14 protein-coding genes and 1 pseudogene are annotated in these 16,994 nt (G+C 71.2%); 4 read left to right on the plus strand and 11 right to left on the minus strand.

Annotated features, from left to right (window positions below; all coding sequences use genetic code 11):
• Positions 1 to 87: 87 nt before the first annotated feature.
• Positions 88 to 779 (minus strand): annotated as a pseudogene (locus ACWCRD_RS15590) (type 1 glutamine amidotransferase domain-containing protein).
• A gap of 83 nt (positions 780 to 862) precedes the next feature.
• Here ACWCRD_RS15590 and ACWCRD_RS15595 point away from each other — a divergent pair.
• Positions 863 to 1,822 (plus strand): LysR family transcriptional regulator, encoded by a 960-nt coding sequence (locus ACWCRD_RS15595; RefSeq protein ID WP_450966345.1) that lies wholly within the window; start codon positions 863 to 865, stop codon positions 1,820 to 1,822.
• A 988-nt stretch (positions 1,823 to 2,810) separates the two neighbouring features.
• Here the strand turns inward: ACWCRD_RS15595 and ACWCRD_RS15600 are convergent.
• The 4 genes from ACWCRD_RS15600 to ACWCRD_RS15615 form a co-directional block, all read right to left on the minus strand.
• The gene (locus tag ACWCRD_RS15600) at positions 2,811 to 3,287 is read right to left on the minus strand and encodes a (2Fe-2S)-binding protein (RefSeq protein WP_450966346.1); all 477 of its coding nucleotides are present in this window, start codon (positions 3,285 to 3,287) and stop codon (positions 2,811 to 2,813) included.
• Between the two features lie 18 nt (positions 3,288 to 3,305).
• Positions 3,306 to 5,642, minus strand: a complete 2,337-nt coding sequence (locus ACWCRD_RS15605; RefSeq protein ID WP_450966347.1) for a molybdopterin cofactor-binding domain-containing protein — start codon at positions 5,640 to 5,642, stop codon at positions 3,306 to 3,308.
• Between the two features lie 376 nt (positions 5,643 to 6,018).
• The gene (locus ACWCRD_RS15610) at positions 6,019 to 6,900 is read right to left on the minus strand and encodes a fructosamine kinase family protein (protein ID WP_450966348.1); all 882 of its coding nucleotides are present in this window, start codon (positions 6,898 to 6,900) and stop codon (positions 6,019 to 6,021) included.
• Positions 6,901 to 6,941: 41 nt separating this feature from the next.
• Entirely contained in the window at positions 6,942 to 8,030 is a 1,089-nt protein-coding gene (locus ACWCRD_RS15615; protein ID WP_450966349.1) for a hypothetical protein, read from the minus strand.
• Positions 8,031 to 8,160: 130 nt separating this feature from the next.
• Here ACWCRD_RS15615 and argG point away from each other — a divergent pair, with 130 nt between their 5' ends.
• The gene (gene argG, locus ACWCRD_RS15620) at positions 8,161 to 9,615 is read left to right on the plus strand and encodes an argininosuccinate synthase (RefSeq protein WP_450966629.1); all 1,455 of its coding nucleotides are present in this window, start codon (positions 8,161 to 8,163) and stop codon (positions 9,613 to 9,615) included.
• An 88-nt stretch (positions 9,616 to 9,703) separates the two neighbouring features.
• Here argG and ACWCRD_RS15625 read toward each other — a convergent pair whose 3' ends face one another.
• Together ACWCRD_RS15625 and ACWCRD_RS15630 are read right to left on the minus strand one after the other, a co-directional pair.
• Positions 9,704 to 10,351: a phosphoribosyltransferase gene (locus tag ACWCRD_RS15625; protein ID WP_450966350.1), complete on the minus strand. Its 648-nt coding sequence runs from the start codon at positions 10,349 to 10,351 to the stop codon at positions 9,704 to 9,706.
• 275 nt (positions 10,352 to 10,626) lie between these two features.
• A complete protein-coding gene (locus ACWCRD_RS15630) occupies positions 10,627 to 11,298 on the minus strand; it encodes a dienelactone hydrolase family protein (protein WP_450966351.1) in 672 nt (223 codons plus the stop codon).
• A 104-nt stretch (positions 11,299 to 11,402) separates the two neighbouring features.
• On the opposite strand from ACWCRD_RS15630, the gene ACWCRD_RS15635 reads away from it, so the two are divergent.
• A complete protein-coding gene (locus tag ACWCRD_RS15635; protein WP_450966352.1) occupies positions 11,403 to 11,711 on the plus strand; it encodes a hypothetical protein in 309 nt (102 codons plus the stop codon).
• A gap of 6 nt (positions 11,712 to 11,717) precedes the next feature.
• Here the strand turns inward: ACWCRD_RS15635 and ACWCRD_RS15640 are convergent, their stop codons facing one another.
• Positions 11,718 to 12,479, minus strand: coding sequence for a hypothetical protein (locus ACWCRD_RS15640; protein ID WP_450966353.1), 762 nt, complete (start codon positions 12,477 to 12,479; stop codon positions 11,718 to 11,720).
• A 106-nt stretch (positions 12,480 to 12,585) separates the two neighbouring features.
• Here ACWCRD_RS15640 and ACWCRD_RS15645 point away from each other — a divergent pair, with 106 nt between their 5' ends.
• Complete coding sequence (locus ACWCRD_RS15645; protein ID WP_450966630.1) at positions 12,586 to 13,710, plus strand: CapA family protein; 1,125 nt, start codon at positions 12,586 to 12,588, stop codon at positions 13,708 to 13,710.
• Positions 13,711 to 14,198: 488 nt separating this feature from the next.
• On the opposite strand, the gene ACWCRD_RS15650 is transcribed toward ACWCRD_RS15645, so the two are convergent.
• From ACWCRD_RS15650 to ACWCRD_RS15660, 3 genes are all read right to left on the minus strand, one after another.
• Positions 14,199 to 14,624: a CBS domain-containing protein gene (locus ACWCRD_RS15650; RefSeq protein ID WP_450966354.1), complete on the minus strand. Its 426-nt coding sequence runs from the start codon at positions 14,622 to 14,624 to the stop codon at positions 14,199 to 14,201.
• Between the two features lie 96 nt (positions 14,625 to 14,720).
• On the minus strand, positions 14,721 to 16,409 hold the full coding sequence (gene murJ / locus ACWCRD_RS15655) for a murein biosynthesis integral membrane protein MurJ (RefSeq protein ID WP_450966355.1): 1,689 nt from the start codon (positions 16,407 to 16,409) through the stop codon (positions 14,721 to 14,723).
• A 17-nt stretch (positions 16,410 to 16,426) separates the two neighbouring features.
• Positions 16,427 to 16,960, minus strand: a complete 534-nt coding sequence (locus ACWCRD_RS15660; RefSeq protein ID WP_450966356.1) for an NUDIX domain-containing protein — start codon at positions 16,958 to 16,960, stop codon at positions 16,427 to 16,429.
• Positions 16,961 to 16,994 lie beyond the last annotated feature (34 nt).

Here is a 16,994-nt window from a genome sequence, read left to right on the forward strand (position 1 = left end):
GGGACACGGCACTGTGCCCGCCAGTGGTCCGCCGGGGCGGCTACCCGAAGTCCCGGGGGTCATGTGTCCCCGGCGCCGAGGTCAGGTTCAGCCCAGCGCCTTGAGCAGCTCCGCGGCGAGCGGGGCGGAGGAGGCCGGGTTCTGGCCGGTGACGAGGTTGCGGTCCACGACGATGTGCGGCGCCCAGGGCTCACCGACCTGGACCTGCACTCCGGCCTCGGTCAGTCGGTCCTGCAGCAGCCACTTGGCCTTGTCGGCGAAGCCGGACTGCGTCTCCTCGTCGTTGGTGAAGGCGGCCACCCGGTACCCGGCGAAGGCGTTGACGCCGTCCTGTTCGGCGGCGAGCAGCGCGGCGGGCCGTGGCACACGACACCGAGCGGCTTGCCGGACTCCAGGGCGAGGGTGAGCAGCTTGCCGGAGTCGGCGTCGACGGCGAGGTCCTCCATCGGGCCGTGGCCGCCGGGGTAGTACACGGCGGCGTACTCGTCGAGGTTCACGTCCTGCAGGCTGATGGGATGCTGCAGCTCGGTGGCAGCGGCGAGCACCCCGGCGACGCGGTCGGCGTTCTCCTGGCCGCCGTTGTACTGGGCGGCGAGGCTGCCCTTGTCCACGGTCGGTACGACACCGCCCGGAGTGGCCACGACGATCTCATGACCGGCGGCCTTGAAGGCCTCGTAGGGGGCGACGGCCTCCTCGGCCCAGAAGCCGGTGGGGTGGCGGGTGCCGTCGGCCAGCGTCCAGTGGTCGACGCCGGTCATCACGAAAAGGATCTTCGACATGCTCTGTCTCCGAGGGGTCGTCAGCGCGGTGGTGATCCAACCGTAAGCCCCGCCTGCCATTGGAATCCAATAGGCTCATCGATATGAGGAATAGGGAAACCAATGACCGGCAAGAGAGAGCGCAGGTCGGCGGCGCGACGGCACTGGACCTGAATCTGCTGCGCACCTTCCTCGCCGTCTACCGCACCGGCTCCTTCACGGCTGCGGCACGTCTGCTCGGGCTGTCGCAGCCCACGGTCACGACGCAGGTGCGCGCGCTGGAGCGACAACTCGACCGGGAACTGTTCCAGCGGCAGGCCCGCGGGGTCTCCCCCGCTCCGTACGCGGACGAGCTCGCCGCCCGTATCGTGCAGCCGCTGGATTCCCTCGCCACGATCACCGGTCGGGCCGGACCGGCCGACGACCAGGCGCCGGAGCCGGTGCACCTGGCGGGACCGCAAGAGTTCCTGACCCGTTCCGTGCTGCCCGGCCTGGCGCCGCTGGTGGACCGAGGCGTACGGCTGCGCATCACCCCGGGGCTGACCGAGCCGCTCCTGGACGATCTGCGGGCGGGCCGCCACGACCTGGTGATCGCGACCTTCCGGCCACGCGGCCGGGCCCTGGCGGCAGTGCCCCTCGGGGACGAGGACTTCGTGCTGGTCGCCGCCCCCGTCTGGGCCGAGCGCATCGGCGGGCCGGCCGGAATCGCCGGCGCCGGGCCCGCCGCCCTGCACGGTGTGCCGCTGGTCGCCTACGCCGAGGACCTGCCGATCGTGCGCCGCTACTGGCGTCATGTCTTCGACAGACGCCTCGTCCGTCAGCCGGCGGTCACCATGCCCGACCTGAACGCGGTCAAGGCAGCGGTGGTCGGCGGTACGGGCTTCACGGTCCTCCCCCGCTACCTGTGCACCGCCGAACTGGCCTCGGGGACCCTGGTGTTGCTGCACGACCCGGAGGACCCACCCATCAACACCGCCTTCCTCGTCCAACGCCCCGGCGCCTCCGCCAACCCACACGTGACCCTGGTCCGCGACCACCTGCTCCAGGCCGTACGCCACAGCTGAGCAGCGGCCGGAAGGGCACGTGGCTGTACCCATATGCGGCTCCGCCGCAGGAGCGCGATGACCGACCCATGAGGCCTCTGCCTACCCCCGCAAGATCCGAGCACGTTCTTCCAGGAGGTCAACGCAGTCACGGAGATCCGGCCGCGGCAGGCCGGCGCGCTCACGCATCAGCGCGATGGCCCGGATGTGGCGTCGAGCAGCAACCAGTTCGTCTATGTCCCGCCGGTCCACAGCCTGGAGCCGACCCCACAGAGCATCGTTCATCCTCACATTGAACCGTCCGCAGCGTCGGCTGGGTCACCAATTTTCGGCAGGGGAGACAGCTCGGGCCTCCGATGCATTTCGTGGCATGAGCGGCAGGCGTGGCCCGCGCTCTGGACGGCGGAATTTCCGACCGGGAGCAGGCCTGGACATTCATCCGCAGCTCGCTGCCGCTTGGGGCAATGGGGTGGCCGAGGACGACGGCACGCCGGGGGCGGAACTGGCGCAGGCGGAGGCGATCCTCGGCTACCCCCTGCCGTGGGCGCTGCACGAGTTCCATGCGCTCGCGGGTAGCCGACCCGCTGCTGCCGCCGCACGAGGTCTTCGTGCATGACGAGTGTGGCGGGGGGTGCGCCTTGTCGACCTGGACCAGGCGATCGTCCGGTGCTCGTTCAGGCGCGGCACGGCTGGGTGGACGGGTCCGGAGTACTTCCCCGTGCGTTGGTTCTCCGCCCCGGGCAAGCTGCTGCGCCACGTCCATGCAGGCGAAGACGATCGCCACGCCGTGCAGGGCACTGCGGGCCGGCAAGGGGCGGAGTCGGATGACGGACGGCGTGCAAGAGGGCGGCCGCGCGCCAGGCGTTGTCCACGGTGGCGCCGCCCTCCGGAAGTCGTGGACTTCCGGGTGCTCGGGCAGCTGGTCCGCGGCGCCTTCGAGGCGGGGTCGCGCACGGTGTTGCGCGCGGCCTCGGTGATGCGCGCGGTCAGCGCCCGGCACCCGTACGTTTCAGTACCTCTTCGCGCCCGCCACAATCGCCTCCCTGATCCGGTGGTACGTCCCGCACCGGCACACGTTGCGGATCTCGTCGAGGTCGGCCTCGCTGATGTCACGGCCCTCCTCGCGGGCCTGGCGGACCTTGGCTACCGCGGTCATGATCTGGCCGGGCTGGCAGTAGCCGCACTGGGCGACGTCGTACTCCAGCCAGGCCTCCTGCATCGGGTGGAGTTCCCTGCCGACGGTGGCGGGCAGGCCCTCGATGGTCGTCACCTCGTCGGTCGGGGTGAGGTCCTTCACCGGGACGCTGCAGGGGTTGAACGCCTTGCCGTTGATGTGGCTCGTACAGGCCTGGCACACGCCGAGCCCGCAGCCGTACTTCGGCCCGGTGACGCCCAGGACGTCCCGCAGCACCCACAGCAGCCGTACGTCGCCCTCGATGTCCACGGTCACCGGTTTGCCGTTGAGGATGAAGGTGTGTTCGGGCACGAAGAACCTCCTGGGCTCCTAGTAGGCGCGGCTCAGGCCGTCGGTGGGGGACGCCGGGATCGGCGGGGTGGTGGGCAGCGGCTCGAAGCCGAGAGGGCCGTCGTGGTTGATCGGGAAGGTGGTCGGCATGGTGCCGGTCGCGCGCCCGTATGCGCAGGCCACGGCCGCCATCGCGCCCGCGACGGCCAGCTCGCCGGCGCCGCCGGGCCTGCCGGTGGTCGGCGGCATGACGACGATCTCCAGCTCCGGCGGGGTGTTCCACTGCCGGGTGTAGAAGTAGTTGTCCCAACTGCCTTCCAGGAAGTGCCCGTTGTCGAGGTGCAGTCCGGAGCTGAGGGTGATCGCGATGCCGTCCATGATGCCGCCCATCATCTGGGCCTCAAGGCCGCGCGGGTTGACCGCCAGGCCTGTGTCGACCGCGCAGACGACCTTGGTGACCCGTGGCCCGGTGTAGGCGTCGGGGACCTTTCGGCCGGTGGTCTGCGGACGGCAGTCGATCTCGGCGAGGACGGCGACATGGGCGTGGTACTCGGGGTGCAGGGCGATGCCCTGGGCCGTGCCGGCCGGCATGCCGCGTCCCCAACCACCCACCTCGGCGGCCTTGTCGAGGACGGCCCGGGCCCGCTCGTCCTTCAGGAACGTACGGCGGAACTGATACGGATCCTTGCCCATCCGCTTCGCCAGCTCGTCCACGATCAGCTCCTGCGCGCACCGCACATTGGGCGAGTAGATGTTGCGCATGGAGCCGGTGTGGAAGCCCTTGTCGGTCTCGCTGAGGAACTGGGTGACGACGCCGAAGTTGTACGGGGTCTGCTGGGTGAGCGTGAAGATCGTCTCGGAGAAGGTGAGGTCACCGACGGGCAGGCGGGCCGCTTCGGAGGTGATGATCTCACCGACACCGTGGCCGAAGTCGGTGGCCACGGAGGTGTGGCGCTGGTCGTAGGTGAGGACCTGGCCCAGCGCGTAGGTGGCGCGCACCCGTGAGGTGGACATGGGGTGGGTGCGGCCATGGCGGAAGTCGTCGGTGCGGTGCCACATCAGCCGCACCGGCTTGCCCGTCGCCTTGGAGATCTCGGCGGCCTCGGCGGCTCCGTCGTGGAAGAGCTTGCGTCCGAAGGAGCCGCCGCCCTGGGTGACATGCACCTTGACGGCGCTCGCCGGCAGTCCGAGGGTGAGCGCGATCTGTTCCTGGGCGGTGATCGGGGACTTCAGGCTGGCCCAGATCTCGGCCGAGTCCTCGCGTACGTCGGCGACGGCGCAGTTGGTCTCCAGGGCGCTGTTGCTGGCGAAGTGGAAGGTGAAGCGGGCGTCGACCGACTTGGTGAGCAGGTCGACGGCGGGCAGCGGGAGTTCGGCCCGCCGCAGTTCGTCGCGGATGGTGTCGTCGGAGGCGTCGTCCACGGTGCCGGGGCCCCAGGTGACCCTCAGGGCGCGCACGGCGTCGATGCACTGCCCGAAGGTGCGGCCGCGGACGGCGACGCCGGTGGAGATCCGTACGACGTCGGTGATGCCGGGCATGGCCCGCACCTCGTCGAGGTTCTCCACCGTGCGGACCGTGCCGTTGATCGTGGGCGGCCGGCACACCATGGCCGGCAGCGCGCCCGGCACCTGCACGTCCATCGCGAACTTCTTGCGGCCGGTGACCGCTTCCAGCGCGTCGACGCGTCGCTGCGCGGTTCCGATGACCTTGAACTCGGACGGCTTCTTCAGCGTGACCGGCACCTGGCTGGTCGTCACTGCGGCGGCTTTCGCAGCGAGTTCGCCGTAGGTGAGGCTCTTGCCGGTCACGGAGGAGGTGATGACGCCGAGCTTCGCGGTGAGGGTGCCGGCGGACTCGCCCAGTTCAAGGGCTGCTGCCTCCAGAAGCCGGCCGCGGGCGACTGCGGCCGCGACCCGGATCGGGGTGAAGGTGGAGATGGTGGTGTTGGATCCGCCGGTGAGCTGGTTGAACAGCAACTCGGGGCGGGCGTCGGCGAGGGTGACGCGGACCTTGTCCAGCGGCAGGTCCAGTTCCTCGGCGACCAGCATCGCGCTGGAGGTGGTGATGCCCTGCCCGACCTCGGCCCGGGGCAGGGCGAAGGAGGCGGTGCCGTCGGTGTCGACCCGGATGGTGATCAGGTTCGCGGTGGGCAGGGCGGCATGGGTGAGCATGTCGTTGAGGTCGTAGAGCTCGGCCGGTCCGGGCGCGGAGGGGACGACCGCTGCGGCCAGGGCGGGCGCGAGGACGGCCTCGCCGAGCTCGGCGGCGACGGTGAGCGTCGAGGCAGCCAGGACGTACCCCAGGAAGCGTCTGCGCCCGATGCCGTCCGGAGCGGTATCGGTGTCCTGCGGCTGCGGGTGTTCGTGGGCTCCCATCAGCGGTCCTCCAAGCGCGCGGCACTCGCCTCGATGGCGGATCCCGACTGTGCACGTCAGGCGCGTTCCGCGAAAGATCTACGAGCCGCTTCCACACGGAACACCCACAAGTCGTGGGACACGTGAAGCGGGCGGGCGCTGCACAACCGGGCCACGGAGACCGGCGAGCGCCGCGTGTTCGTCAACCGGCGCGGCCGCGCCTGGGTCACCGCCGGCACCCGGCCGCCGGTGGCGCCGACGCAGCGCAAGCGGCTGATCGCCGCCCTCGACGCGGAGATACGCCGCCGGCTCCCGAGCGCCTTCTCAAAACACCTATCTGACGCCGGTCCCCTCGCTTTCCTCGCCGCTCACTTCGCGCAAGGGCTCTCGCGTCTCGTCACGCGAGGGCCCTTCGTGCTGCCGCGAGGGCCTGTTCGGCGTATCCGCGGCCGAACAGCACGGCATGCACCAGTAGCGGGAAGAGCTGATGCAGCGCCACCCGGTCCGCCCACCCGTCGGCCAACGAGGCCGTCTGCTGATAGCCGTCGAGTACGTGCTCCAGGTGCGGGCAGCCGAACAGGTGCAGCATCGCCAGGTCGGTCTCCCGGTGGCCGCCGTGTGCGGCCGGGTCGATCAGCCAGGCGTGCCCGTCGGCTCCCCACAGCACGTTGCCGTTCCACAGGTCGCCGTGCAGCCGGGCGGGCGGCTCGGCGGGCCCGGCCAGTTCCGGCAGCCGTTCGCAGACGCGCTCGATCACGGCCGTCTCCGCAGGGCGGATGGTGCCCCGGTCGACGGCCTCGCGCAGGTAGGGCAGCACGCGGTGCTCGGCGTACCAGCGGGGCCAGTCGGCGCCGGGGACGTTGCGCATCGGAGCCAGCCCGATGTACGCGTCCACCGGACCGCCGGGCGGTGGCGCGCCGAACGCGGGGGCGCCCGCGGCGTGCAGGGCGGCCAGCCCGCGCCCGAACCGCACCGCCGCCCGGGCCGTCGGCGGGCCCTGCGCGACCACGTCGGTCACCAGCCAGCGCCGGTCGTGCCCGTGGACGTCCGGAACGCGGACCGTGCCGGCGTCGGCCAGCCAGCGCAGCCCCGCCGCCTCGGCCTGCATCGCCCCCGGATCGTCACTGCACTTGACCATCACCGACTGCCCGCCGTCGAGGCCGACTTCGGCCAGGGACGCGGACAACCGGCGCTCGCCGCGCACGGTACGCCCGGTGATCCCGGCCGCAGCCGCGCCCGGCCCGTCGCCATCACCGTCGGAAGGGAAGCCGATGTCCACGGAGACCACAGTAGGACCGTCACGAGCCGGCCCAGGGCTGATCAGTCCAGAGCCTCCTCATCGTCGCCGTCGTCATTGGCGGCGTAGGGGTGGACGTACCTCTCGTCACCGAAGGGGATGAACCAGTCCTGCACGGTGCCCTTGGTGATGCCGTCCGCGGTCGGGGCGTACAGCCAGTCGTGGTCCACGTCCTCGAACACGCCGTCGGCGAAGACCTGCAGGGCGGTTTCGACCTCGTCGCTGAGCAACTCGTAGAGGTCGGCCGTCACCTCGGCCTGGGCGAGCAGGAACTTCAGCAGCAGTTCCTCGGCCACGCAGCTGGGCCCGCCGAAGTGCGGCTGGGTGAGGCGGCCGGTCATGGTCACCGCGGTGACGGTCAGGCGGCGGACGAACAGGACCGTGTACTGCAGGGCGAACTGCGGGGGCAGATCGTCGAGGACCATGAACGGCGCGTCGGTCTCCGCGACGGTGGGCCCGTCCTCCTCCAGCCCGGCCAGGTCCGTGAAGAGTTCGTCGACCAGCAGATCGATGGCGTACACGACGGCACCGGCCGCGATCTCCGCCGCCTCTTGGCTGACGGTCCGCTCCTCCTGGTCCTCGTGGTGGCCGAAGGCCTCGAGCGGGAAGGCGCGCAGGGCGGGTGCGAGTGCACGGAGTGTGCTGCGCATGGCGTCGACCTCGTCGCGGTCGAGACGCCCGGGCCCGGTGGCGGGCTCTGCCGCCGCGTGCCGGCGCGCGCGTTCGGCGGGATCCGCGGGCGGTGCGTCCGGGCCGTCGGCCGCGTCCAGACTCTCCTGCAGCAGGTCGGGGTGCAGTTCCACCCCGCAGCGGGTGATCTCCCAGTCGGCGAGGGGTTCACTGCGCTCCAGCAGCTCTGCGACCACCTCGCGGGCGGCGTCCTCGGCGAACTCCAGAGCCGGTGCGTCGACGAAGAGCTTCAGCAGGACCCCGGCAGGATGGACGGCGATGACGTCGTCCACCAGGTCGACTTCCATTCCGTCGGGCCCCTCGATGGCCGCGATCGAATCGAGCCCCTTGCGCAGCAGGAAGCCGACGCCCTCCCGCTGAAGAACGTCGAGCTCCGGGGCGCCCTTGGGGAGGTCCACGTCCACAGTCACCGCGTATGTCACACGATCATGGTGCCTGAGGGGCGGCTCTCCGGGGCAGGAACCTACAGGAATCGAAGGGCACGGGAAGCAGCCCATCACGCTCTCCAGGCAAGGCTTTGCATGATCATGCGAGATCATGCATACTCTTCCTATGTCCAAGGTCCTCACCTCCCTGCCCGCCGGCGAGCGCGTCGGCATCGCCTTCTCGGGCGGCCTCGACACCTCCGTCGCGGTCGCGTGGATGCGCGACAAGGGTGCCGTCCCGTGCACCTACACCGCCGACATCGGCCAGTACGACGAGCCCGACATCGCCTCGGTGCCCGGCCGTGCGAAGACGTACGGTGCCGAGATCGCGCGTCTCGTCGACTGCCGTGCGGCGCTGGTCGAGGAGGGCCTGGCGGCGCTCACCTGCGGGGCGTTCCACATCCGCTCGGGCGGGCGTGCCTACTTCAACACCACCCCGCTGGGCCGCGCCGTCACCGGCACCCTCCTGGTGCGGGCGATGCTCGAGGACAACGTCCAGATCTGGGGCGACGGCTCGACCTTCAAGGGCAACGACATCGAGCGGTTCTACCGCTACGGCCTGCTCGCCAATCCGCACCTGCGGATCTACAAGCCCTGGCTCGACGCCAACTTCGTGACCGAGCTCGGCGGCCGCAAGGAAATGTCGGAGTGGCTGGTCGCCCACGGCCTGCCCTACCGGGACAGCACCGAGAAGGCGTACTCCACCGACGCCAACATCTGGGGCGCCACCCACGAGGCCAAGACGCTGGAGCACCTGGACACGGGCGTCGAGACCGTCGAGCCGATCATGGGCGTGCGGTTCTGGGACCCCGAGGTGGAGATCGTCACCGAGGACGTGACGATCGGCTTCGACCAGGGCCGCCCGGTGACGATCAACGGCAAGGAGTTCGCCTGCCCCGTCGACCTGGTCATGGAGGCCAACGCCATCGGCGGCCGGCACGGCCTGGGCATGTCCGACCAGATCGAGAACCGGATCATCGAGGCCAAGAGCCGCGGCATCTACGAGGCGCCCGGCATGGCCCTGCTGCACGCCGCCTACGAGCGTCTTGTCAACGCGATCCACAACGAGGACACCCTCGCCCAGTACCACAACGAGGGCCGTCGCCTCGGCCGCCTGATGTACGAGGGCCGCTGGCTGGACCCGCAGGCGCTGATGATCCGCGAGTCGCTGCAGCGCTGGGTCGGCGCGGCCGTCACCGGCGAGGTGACGCTGCGGCTGCGCCGCGGTGAGGACTACTCGGTCCTCGACACCACGGGCCCGGCCTTCAGCTACCACCCGGACAAGCTGTCGATGGAGCGCACCGAGGACTCGGCGTTCGGCCCGGTGGACCGGATCGGCCAGCTCACCATGCGCAACCTGGACATCGCCGACTCCCGCGCCAAGCTGGAGCAGTACGTCGGCCTCGGCCTGATCGGCACCGGCAGCCCCACCATCGGCGCCTCCCAGGCCGCCGCGACCGGCCTGATCGGCACCATGCCGGAGCTGCCGGAGGGCGGCGCGGAGGCCATCGCCTCCCGCGGCGAGGTCTCCGATGAGGACGCGCTGCTGGACCGCGCCGCGATGGAGTCCGGCACGGACTGACGTCCGCAAACGGAGAGCCCGGCCCGACGCCGTTGGTGTCGGGCCGGCCTCTTCCGTCCGTGCGTCGACACCCGCGTACGAAGCGGGTTCAGCCGGCCGCCGTGTGCAGGGCCCGCAGCACGTCCTCGTCCGTCAGCTGCTCGAACCTCTCGTAGCACAGGCCCACGGCCATGAAGGACGCCGGCCGGTGCAGACAGAGCACCTCGTCGGCCTCGGCGCGCATCTGGTCCGCCGCGTGCGGCGAGCCGACCGGCACGGCCAGCACGACCCGCTCGGGGGCCTGACGCCTTACGTATCGCAGCGCGGCACGGGCCGTAGATCCGGTGGCCAGCCCGTCGTCGACGACGATGGCGGTGCGGTCCGTCAGATCGGGGCCGGGTCGGCCCTGACGGTAGAGGCGTTCGCGGCGGTGGAGTTCCTTGCGTTCACGTTCCACCACCGGGGCCAGCATGGCCTTGGTCAGGCCCAGTTGTACGAGGGCGTCCTCGTCGAGGAGGGGATCGTCGTCGCCGACGATCGCGCCGACGCCGAGCTCCTCCTGGAAGGGGGCGCCGATCTTCCGTACGACGAGGACGTCCAGGGGGGCATCCAGCGCCCGCGCCACCTCCCGGGCCACGGCGACGCCGCCGCGCGGGAGGGCCAGGACGACGGGATGCGGCAGGACGCCCTTCTCCTGCTGGATCCGCAGCCGCTCGGCCAGTTCCCTCCCGGCCTCCGTTCGGTCATGGAACTGCATCGCGGTCGCCACTCCTTCCCGCGAGCGGACGGCCCCCTCGGTCCGGTTCCCGCGTACCCCGCACACGCCTGTCGAAGCACGCGCCCCGACTGTCCCTTCGTCCCCCCGGGGGAGTCGGCCTGGATGACCAGCGGGCGGGGTGCGTGGCGATGGCAGGCACGGTGCCGAGGCCGCTGAGGAGCAGCGTCAGCGGCTGTCGCGGCCCTGAAAGAACTGGCCGTCGTCCGCGCACAGCCCCAGGGGCCACGGCGCAGGACGCGCGCGGCTTCCGGCCGTCACTGCTCCGCCGCTGCCTCGCCTGCGATCTTGAGACGGTCCTCGCACCAGTTCCGCGCCATCTCCGCGACCTGCTCCAGCGCCCCGGGCTCCTCGAAGAGGTGCGTGGCGCCGGGCACGATGCGCAGCGAGTGCGGACCGCTCACCTCCCGGGACGCCGCCTGGTTCAGCCGCAGCACTTCCGGGTCGCGGCCGCCGACGATCAGGAGCACAGGGGCCCGTACGCCGGGCAGCACATCGCCGGCCAGGTCGGGTCGCCCGCCCCGCGACACGACGGTGAGGGTCCGTCGTGGCCGCTCGGCGGCGGCCACCAGGGCCGCCGCCGCCCCGGTGCTGGCACCGAACAGGACGACCGGCAGCTTCGCGGTGTCGGGTTGTGTCTCCAGCCAGTCGACGACGGCGACGACGCGGCGGCCCAGGAGGGGGATGTCGAAGCGGTACTCGGCCGTGGAGGCGTCCCGGCGGTCCTCCTCCTCGGTGAGCAGATCCATCAGTGCGGTGCCCAGTTGGGCGGTGCGCAGTTCGGCGGCGACCGCGCGGTTGCGGGGGCTGTGCCGGGAGCTGCCACTGCCGTGCGCGAACACCACGACCGCGCGGACCGAGTCGGGCAGGACCAGATCGCCCGGAAGGGCCACGCCGTCGGCGGGAACGGAGATCAGCTGGGAGATCATCGCCATCATCTTCTTCCTCGTGGCCGGCCCGGCGGGACCTGTATGGCCTGCAGGGTCACGGGTACCCGTACCGGTGAAGTACCTCTTTCGAGGAGATGACTCGGATGCTGCTCATCGGACTGCTTCTCCTCGGGGCGACCGGCGCCTTCACCGCCCTGGCGATCGCCGGCAACCTGTCCGGGGGCCCCGACTACACCGTCTCGGTGCTCGATCACCACATCGCCACCATGAACACGCTGGCCGTCTTCAGCTCCGGCCTCGCGCTGGCGCTCATCTTCTGCCTGGCGCTGGCCACCGCGGTGAGCGGCGTCTCGCACCGGCCGAACCATCGCCGCCACCGCAGGGTGCGCACGCGCCATGCCGGTGAGACGACCCGCCTCGACGACATGACGGGACCGGACCAGCGGGCCTGAGGTGCGTCACCGGTCCCGCAGCCGTACGAGGTGGTACAGCACCGGCATCACGGTCGTACGGTTCTCCTTCAGCGTGGGCTGCAGGAAGCGGTAGAAGCTCGGCTTGGTGAACTGGCGCAGGGCGACGGCCGCCAGGCCCAGGTTCCAGTGCGCGTGACCGACGAAGCAGTAGTCGGAGGTCGTGCCGTCCAGAGGCTGCAGCAGCAGCGAGTTGTCGAGGCCGGTCTCGGCGGCGTACCAGCCCGCGAGGTGCTCCCACAGTTCTGCGATGAGTTCGGGATCGTCACCGACGAAATAGCTGAACTGGAAGAGGCCTTCCTGGCTGCGGCCCACGTCGGCGACGCACTTGGCGCAGCGGGCCGCCATCACATGGACGTCGCCGGCGGTCTGCTCCAGCCGTCGGCGCAGGTGACGGTAGGCGGCGCTCTCCTGCACCTGGTCGATGTCCTGCGGTGTCCTGGTCTCGACGAGTACGACGACGTCGTAGCGGGCCGGGTGCACGGAGTCCGAGGGGTGCAGGCCGACGGTCGGTGCCACGGCGGCGGCCCGGTACACGTGGGCCCGTTTCACCTCGCCCAGGCTGGCCAGGTCCTCGGCCTCGGCCCGCAGCAGATCGAGCAGGTGCGTCTTGCCGCGGCTGTGGCCGGGCCTGCCGATCCCGCCCGGGGGCTCCACCGCGGCGGCGATGTGGAGGAAGCCGGACGGCGGCGGCTCGGTGAGGCCCGCCGGAGCGAACTTGGGGCGTGGGTGAACGAGGGTGACGCTCATGGGATTCTCCCGCGGTGCGGTGCGTTCCCTGGTCGTCGTTGCACCTACCCGAAGTGCACCGGCTCACTCTCGCCCCGTCCGTGTGGCCGCCACTGTCGTGGGGGGCATGGGCGGCGGCACGGTGACGCTGTTCCTGTGCGGGGATGTGATGCTCGGGCGCGGTGTCGACCAGATCCTGGCGCATCCCGGCGATCCGGAACTGCGGGAGGGCTACGTCGAGGACGCCCGCTCCTATGTCCGGTTGGCGGAGTCGGTGAACGGTCCGATCCCCGCCCCGGTCGCCCCCTCCTGGCCGTGGGGCGAGGCGCTGCGCCTGCTGGAACAGGCCGCCCCTGACGTCCGGATCGTGAACCTGGAGACGTGCGTGACGTGCAGCGACGCTTTCGCTCCGGACAAGCTGATCCACTACCGCATGCACCCGGCCAACCTGCCCGCCCTCACCGTTGCCGCCCCGGACGTCTGCGTCCTCGCCAACAATCACGTCCTGGACTTCGGCCGCGAGGGACTGGCGGAGACCCTGGACGCGCTCGCCCACGCAGGCCTGCGGGCGGTGGGCGCCGGACGCAACGCCGAGGAGGCGTACGCGCCCGCCGTGGTGCCGGTCCCGGGCGGCGGGGGCCGGATTCTGGTTTTCGCCCTCGGGGCACGTTCCAGCGGTGTTCCGCCCGGTTGGGCGGCCACCTCCGGCCGGTCCGGGATCGCCTGTCTGCCCGAGGTGTCGGCGGCCGCGGCCGCGGAGGTGGTTCGGCGGGTGCGGGAGGAAAAGCGTGCGGGCGACGTCGTGGTCGTCTCCGTGCACTGGGGCTCGAACTGGGGCTACCGGGTGCCCCGGGAACACGTCCGCTTCGCCCGCGCCCTGGTCGACGGCGGCGTCGACGTGGTCCACGGCCACTCCTCGCACCACCCCCGCCGGATCGAGGTGTACCGCGACCGGCTGATCCTGTACGGCTGCGGAGACTTCATCGACGACTACGAGGGCATCGGCGGCTGGGAGGAGTACCGCGCCGACCTGCGGATCGCCTACCTCGTCAGGGTTACGGCGGACACGGGGCGCCTGACCGGCCTGCGCATGCTGCCCCTGCAGGCCCGCCGCATGCGGCTCGACCCCCCATCGGACGCGGACCGCGGCTGGCTGCGCGCCACCCTGAACGGCATCAGCGACGCCGTACACGTGACCTTGGATCCCGACGGCACGCTTACGCTGACGCAGCGGCCCCGGGCCGGCCCGTGAACCGAAGGCTGCGGCTGACCCTGCCGGGCGTGGGCGGATGACACGCCCGCCGGGCTGCTGCTGAAGCTGCTGCGGCCACCGCACCGCCTTCGACGGCGGCCGCCGAACCACCGTCACCGACGAAGCAGCCGGAACTCCGCTCGGCACTCCGCCACGGCGTCAATCATCCGAGCAGTCGGGCAAGCCACGGCTGCGGTACCTGCCGGTGGCGCACACCTCGCATCCCGCGTACGGCTGCCGCAGCGAGACGGGCGGGCCGGTCATCGTGTGGGCGCCGGACTTCTGGACGCTCCCGACCTGGACCGCAGACGCGGACCTGATGCCCACGGGGCGGCTGCCCGGGACCGCGCGATCCGGCTCCACGGTGGCATCGTGGTCATGCCGCCGTGCAGGCCGGGGCCGGCCGGGCGACCGGGCCGTCGACGCCGGGCAAAGGCCGCCGGTGGGTGAGTTGAGTGGGGTGTCGAGGGGCGCGAAGAGTACTGACGTCAACGGTTCGGGGCCGCCCTGCTGATGTCCGTCAGGGCGGTGTGCGGGTCCTCGGTGTCGGCGAGGTCGCCGATGCTGACGATGCCGACGGGGCAGCCGCCGCGTTCGACGACCGGGAGGCGGCGGACGGCGTACGTGCGCATCAGCTCTATGGCGCGGTCGGTCGTGTCGTCCGGCGTCAGGGTCACCACGGGCGGCGGCGTGCACACCGAGCCGACGGTCGTGAAGGCGGGGTCGCGGCCCGCGGCGAGGGCCCGGACCACGATGTCCCGGTCGGTGAGCACACCGAACAGGTCGCAGTCGTAGGCCACCAGCACGTCGCCGACGTCCTGCTCCCGCATCAGACGGGCCGCGCGCGCCACTGTGGTCATGGGCTCGACGGCGGCCGCGCCGGGTGACATCACATCGCGGATCTTCCGGGTCATGGCAGCTCCCAGGTCCTGCATCGGCGAGTAGTGCTCCCGCCCGCGTAGCCCGCAGCGCAGGAGGCAAACCGGCCATCGGCCTTCGCTTGGCGGGCGTCACCGCAGCCCGGGCAGGCTGCGCAGCTCTTCGATCTTCAGGAGACGGGCCAGGGCGAGAAACGCCAGGGCCAGTGCGAGCGTTCCCGCGGCGAGGGTGCCCGGCGTGGCCCAGGTGCCGCTGCCCAGGAGGGTGGCGCAGGCGTGTGCCGCGCCCCAGCCGATGGACGCGGCCAGGGCCGCGGCGGTCAGCAGTTTGAGGTAGGTGCGGCGCAGGGCGCCGTCGTCCAGGCGGCCGCCGGTCCTGCGGCGCAGCAGCCGTGCCGTGAGCGCGAGGCCGACGAGGTAGGAGAAGGCGTAGGCGCCGGCCATGCCGATCACGGCCCAGCGGACGGGCAGCAGCACATGGCAGGCGGTGGCCAGGACGATGTTCACCGCGGAGATCCACACGGCCATGAAGAACGGGGTGCGGGTGTCCTCGAAGGCGTAGAAGCCGCGCAGTATGAGGTACTGCGCGGAGAACGGGATCAGGCCCAGAGCGAAGGCCTGCAGCATCTGTCCGCCCGGCTGTGCGGCGGTGGGGTGGGACGCGCCGTGGGCGAACATCAGCGTGGCGATCTGGGGGCCCAGCGCGAGGAAGAGGAAGGCGGTGGGCACGATGACGACGCCGCTGACGCGCAGCGCCCGCGACAGGTCCGCACGCAGGTCCCCGACACGGCCCTCGGCGGCGGCCCTGCTCATTCGCGGCAGCAGCGCGGTCACCAGGGACACCGTGACGATGGACTGGGGCAGCATCCAGATGGTCTGCGCGTACATGTAGTTGGTGTAGCCCACGCCGGCGTGCCGATCTTGTCCGTCGGCGGCATTGGCGTAGTTGGTGATCACCGCCAGGGAGACCTGGTTGGCCAGGACGAACAGCAGCGTCCACTTCGCCGCGTGGATCCCGGAGCCCAGGCCGGTGCCGCGCCAGTCGAACCGGGGGCGGAAGCGGAATCCGGCGGCCCGCGCGAACGGGATCAGCGCCAGGGCCTGCACGGCGATGCCGGCGGTGGTCCCGATGCCCAGCAGCCGCACCTGGGTCGCGGTGATGTCCTCGACCCGTTCCGGGACGGTCATCAGGCCGAGGTAGGCGCCGAACATGCCGATCAGTACGACGTTGTTGAGGACCGGGGTCCACATCATCGCGCCGAACTTCTCGCGGGCGTTGAGGACTTGGCCGTAGATGCCGAACATTCCGTAGAAGAAGATCTGCGGCAGCAGGAACCGGCCGAACGTCACCGTGAGTTGAAAGGCCTCGTGATGGTCGGGGGTGTCCTGGATGTAGACGCCGACGATCTGCGGTGTGGCCCACACGGCGAGCGCGGTGCCCGCGCCGAGCACGCACACCACGAGGGTCACCAGGCGCTGCTCGTAGGCGCGGCCGCCGTCCGCATGGGTGGCGCGCGCCCGTACCAGCTGGGGCACCAGGACGGCGTTCAGCGCGCCGCCGATCAGCAGCGTGTACAGGCTGGTGGGCACCGTGTTCGCGGTGTTGTACGTGTCCGCCAGCCCGCTCACGCCCAGCGCCGCGGCCTGCAGCACCTGCCGTATCAGCCCCGTGGCGCGGGACACGACGGTGGCCACCGCCATCAGCACCGACGACCGGGCCGATCCGCCCGTCGTCGCTGACCTGCGCCGGGCGGCATGCCGCCCTCGTATTCCTTCGCCCGAGGACGTGGTCGGCGTCGCGGGCTGTTCCCCCTGCTTCATGCGGCCAACCTATGCCATCAAGATCCCCGCACTCGCCGGCCGCGTTCGCCGAGCCACTGCGCGCACCGCTTCATCCGCAGTCGGTCCTCGGGAAACCAGCCTTGCCACGCCTCGTCCAGCGACAGCCAGTCCGCCGGCTGTCCCTCCTCAGGCGTCAACTCCGTTCCTCCGTCGACGACTTGGATGAATGTCACCCCGAAGGTGGCAGCCCAGTCGGCGTGATAGGAGCGCACCGTGACAGCCGCAGGCACCGGATGAAGTTCGGCCCGGACGCCGGTCTCCTCGAACAACTCCCGGCGCGCCGCCTCGCGAGGAGTCTCGCCGGGCTCCACCTTGCCACCGGGCGGCACCCATCCCCGCCAAGGGTGGCGCACCAGCAGGACCTGCGTCAGAGTGCTGTCGAAGGCCCACACCTCGGCGGCAAGCGGTGGGTTCAGTGCCGCGTCGGGGCGCAGCAGCCACTCCAGGGCGTTGTCGTGTACGGCCATGGCCTGCCGGACATCGTGGAGCGCGGCTTCGAGGGTGCGTGGCTCGATACGGTGGCGTGTCACCTGCCGGAGCGTACGACGAGCCACTGACATCGGT

The sequence above is a fragment of the Streptomyces sp. NPDC002092 genome (assembly GCF_053593775.1).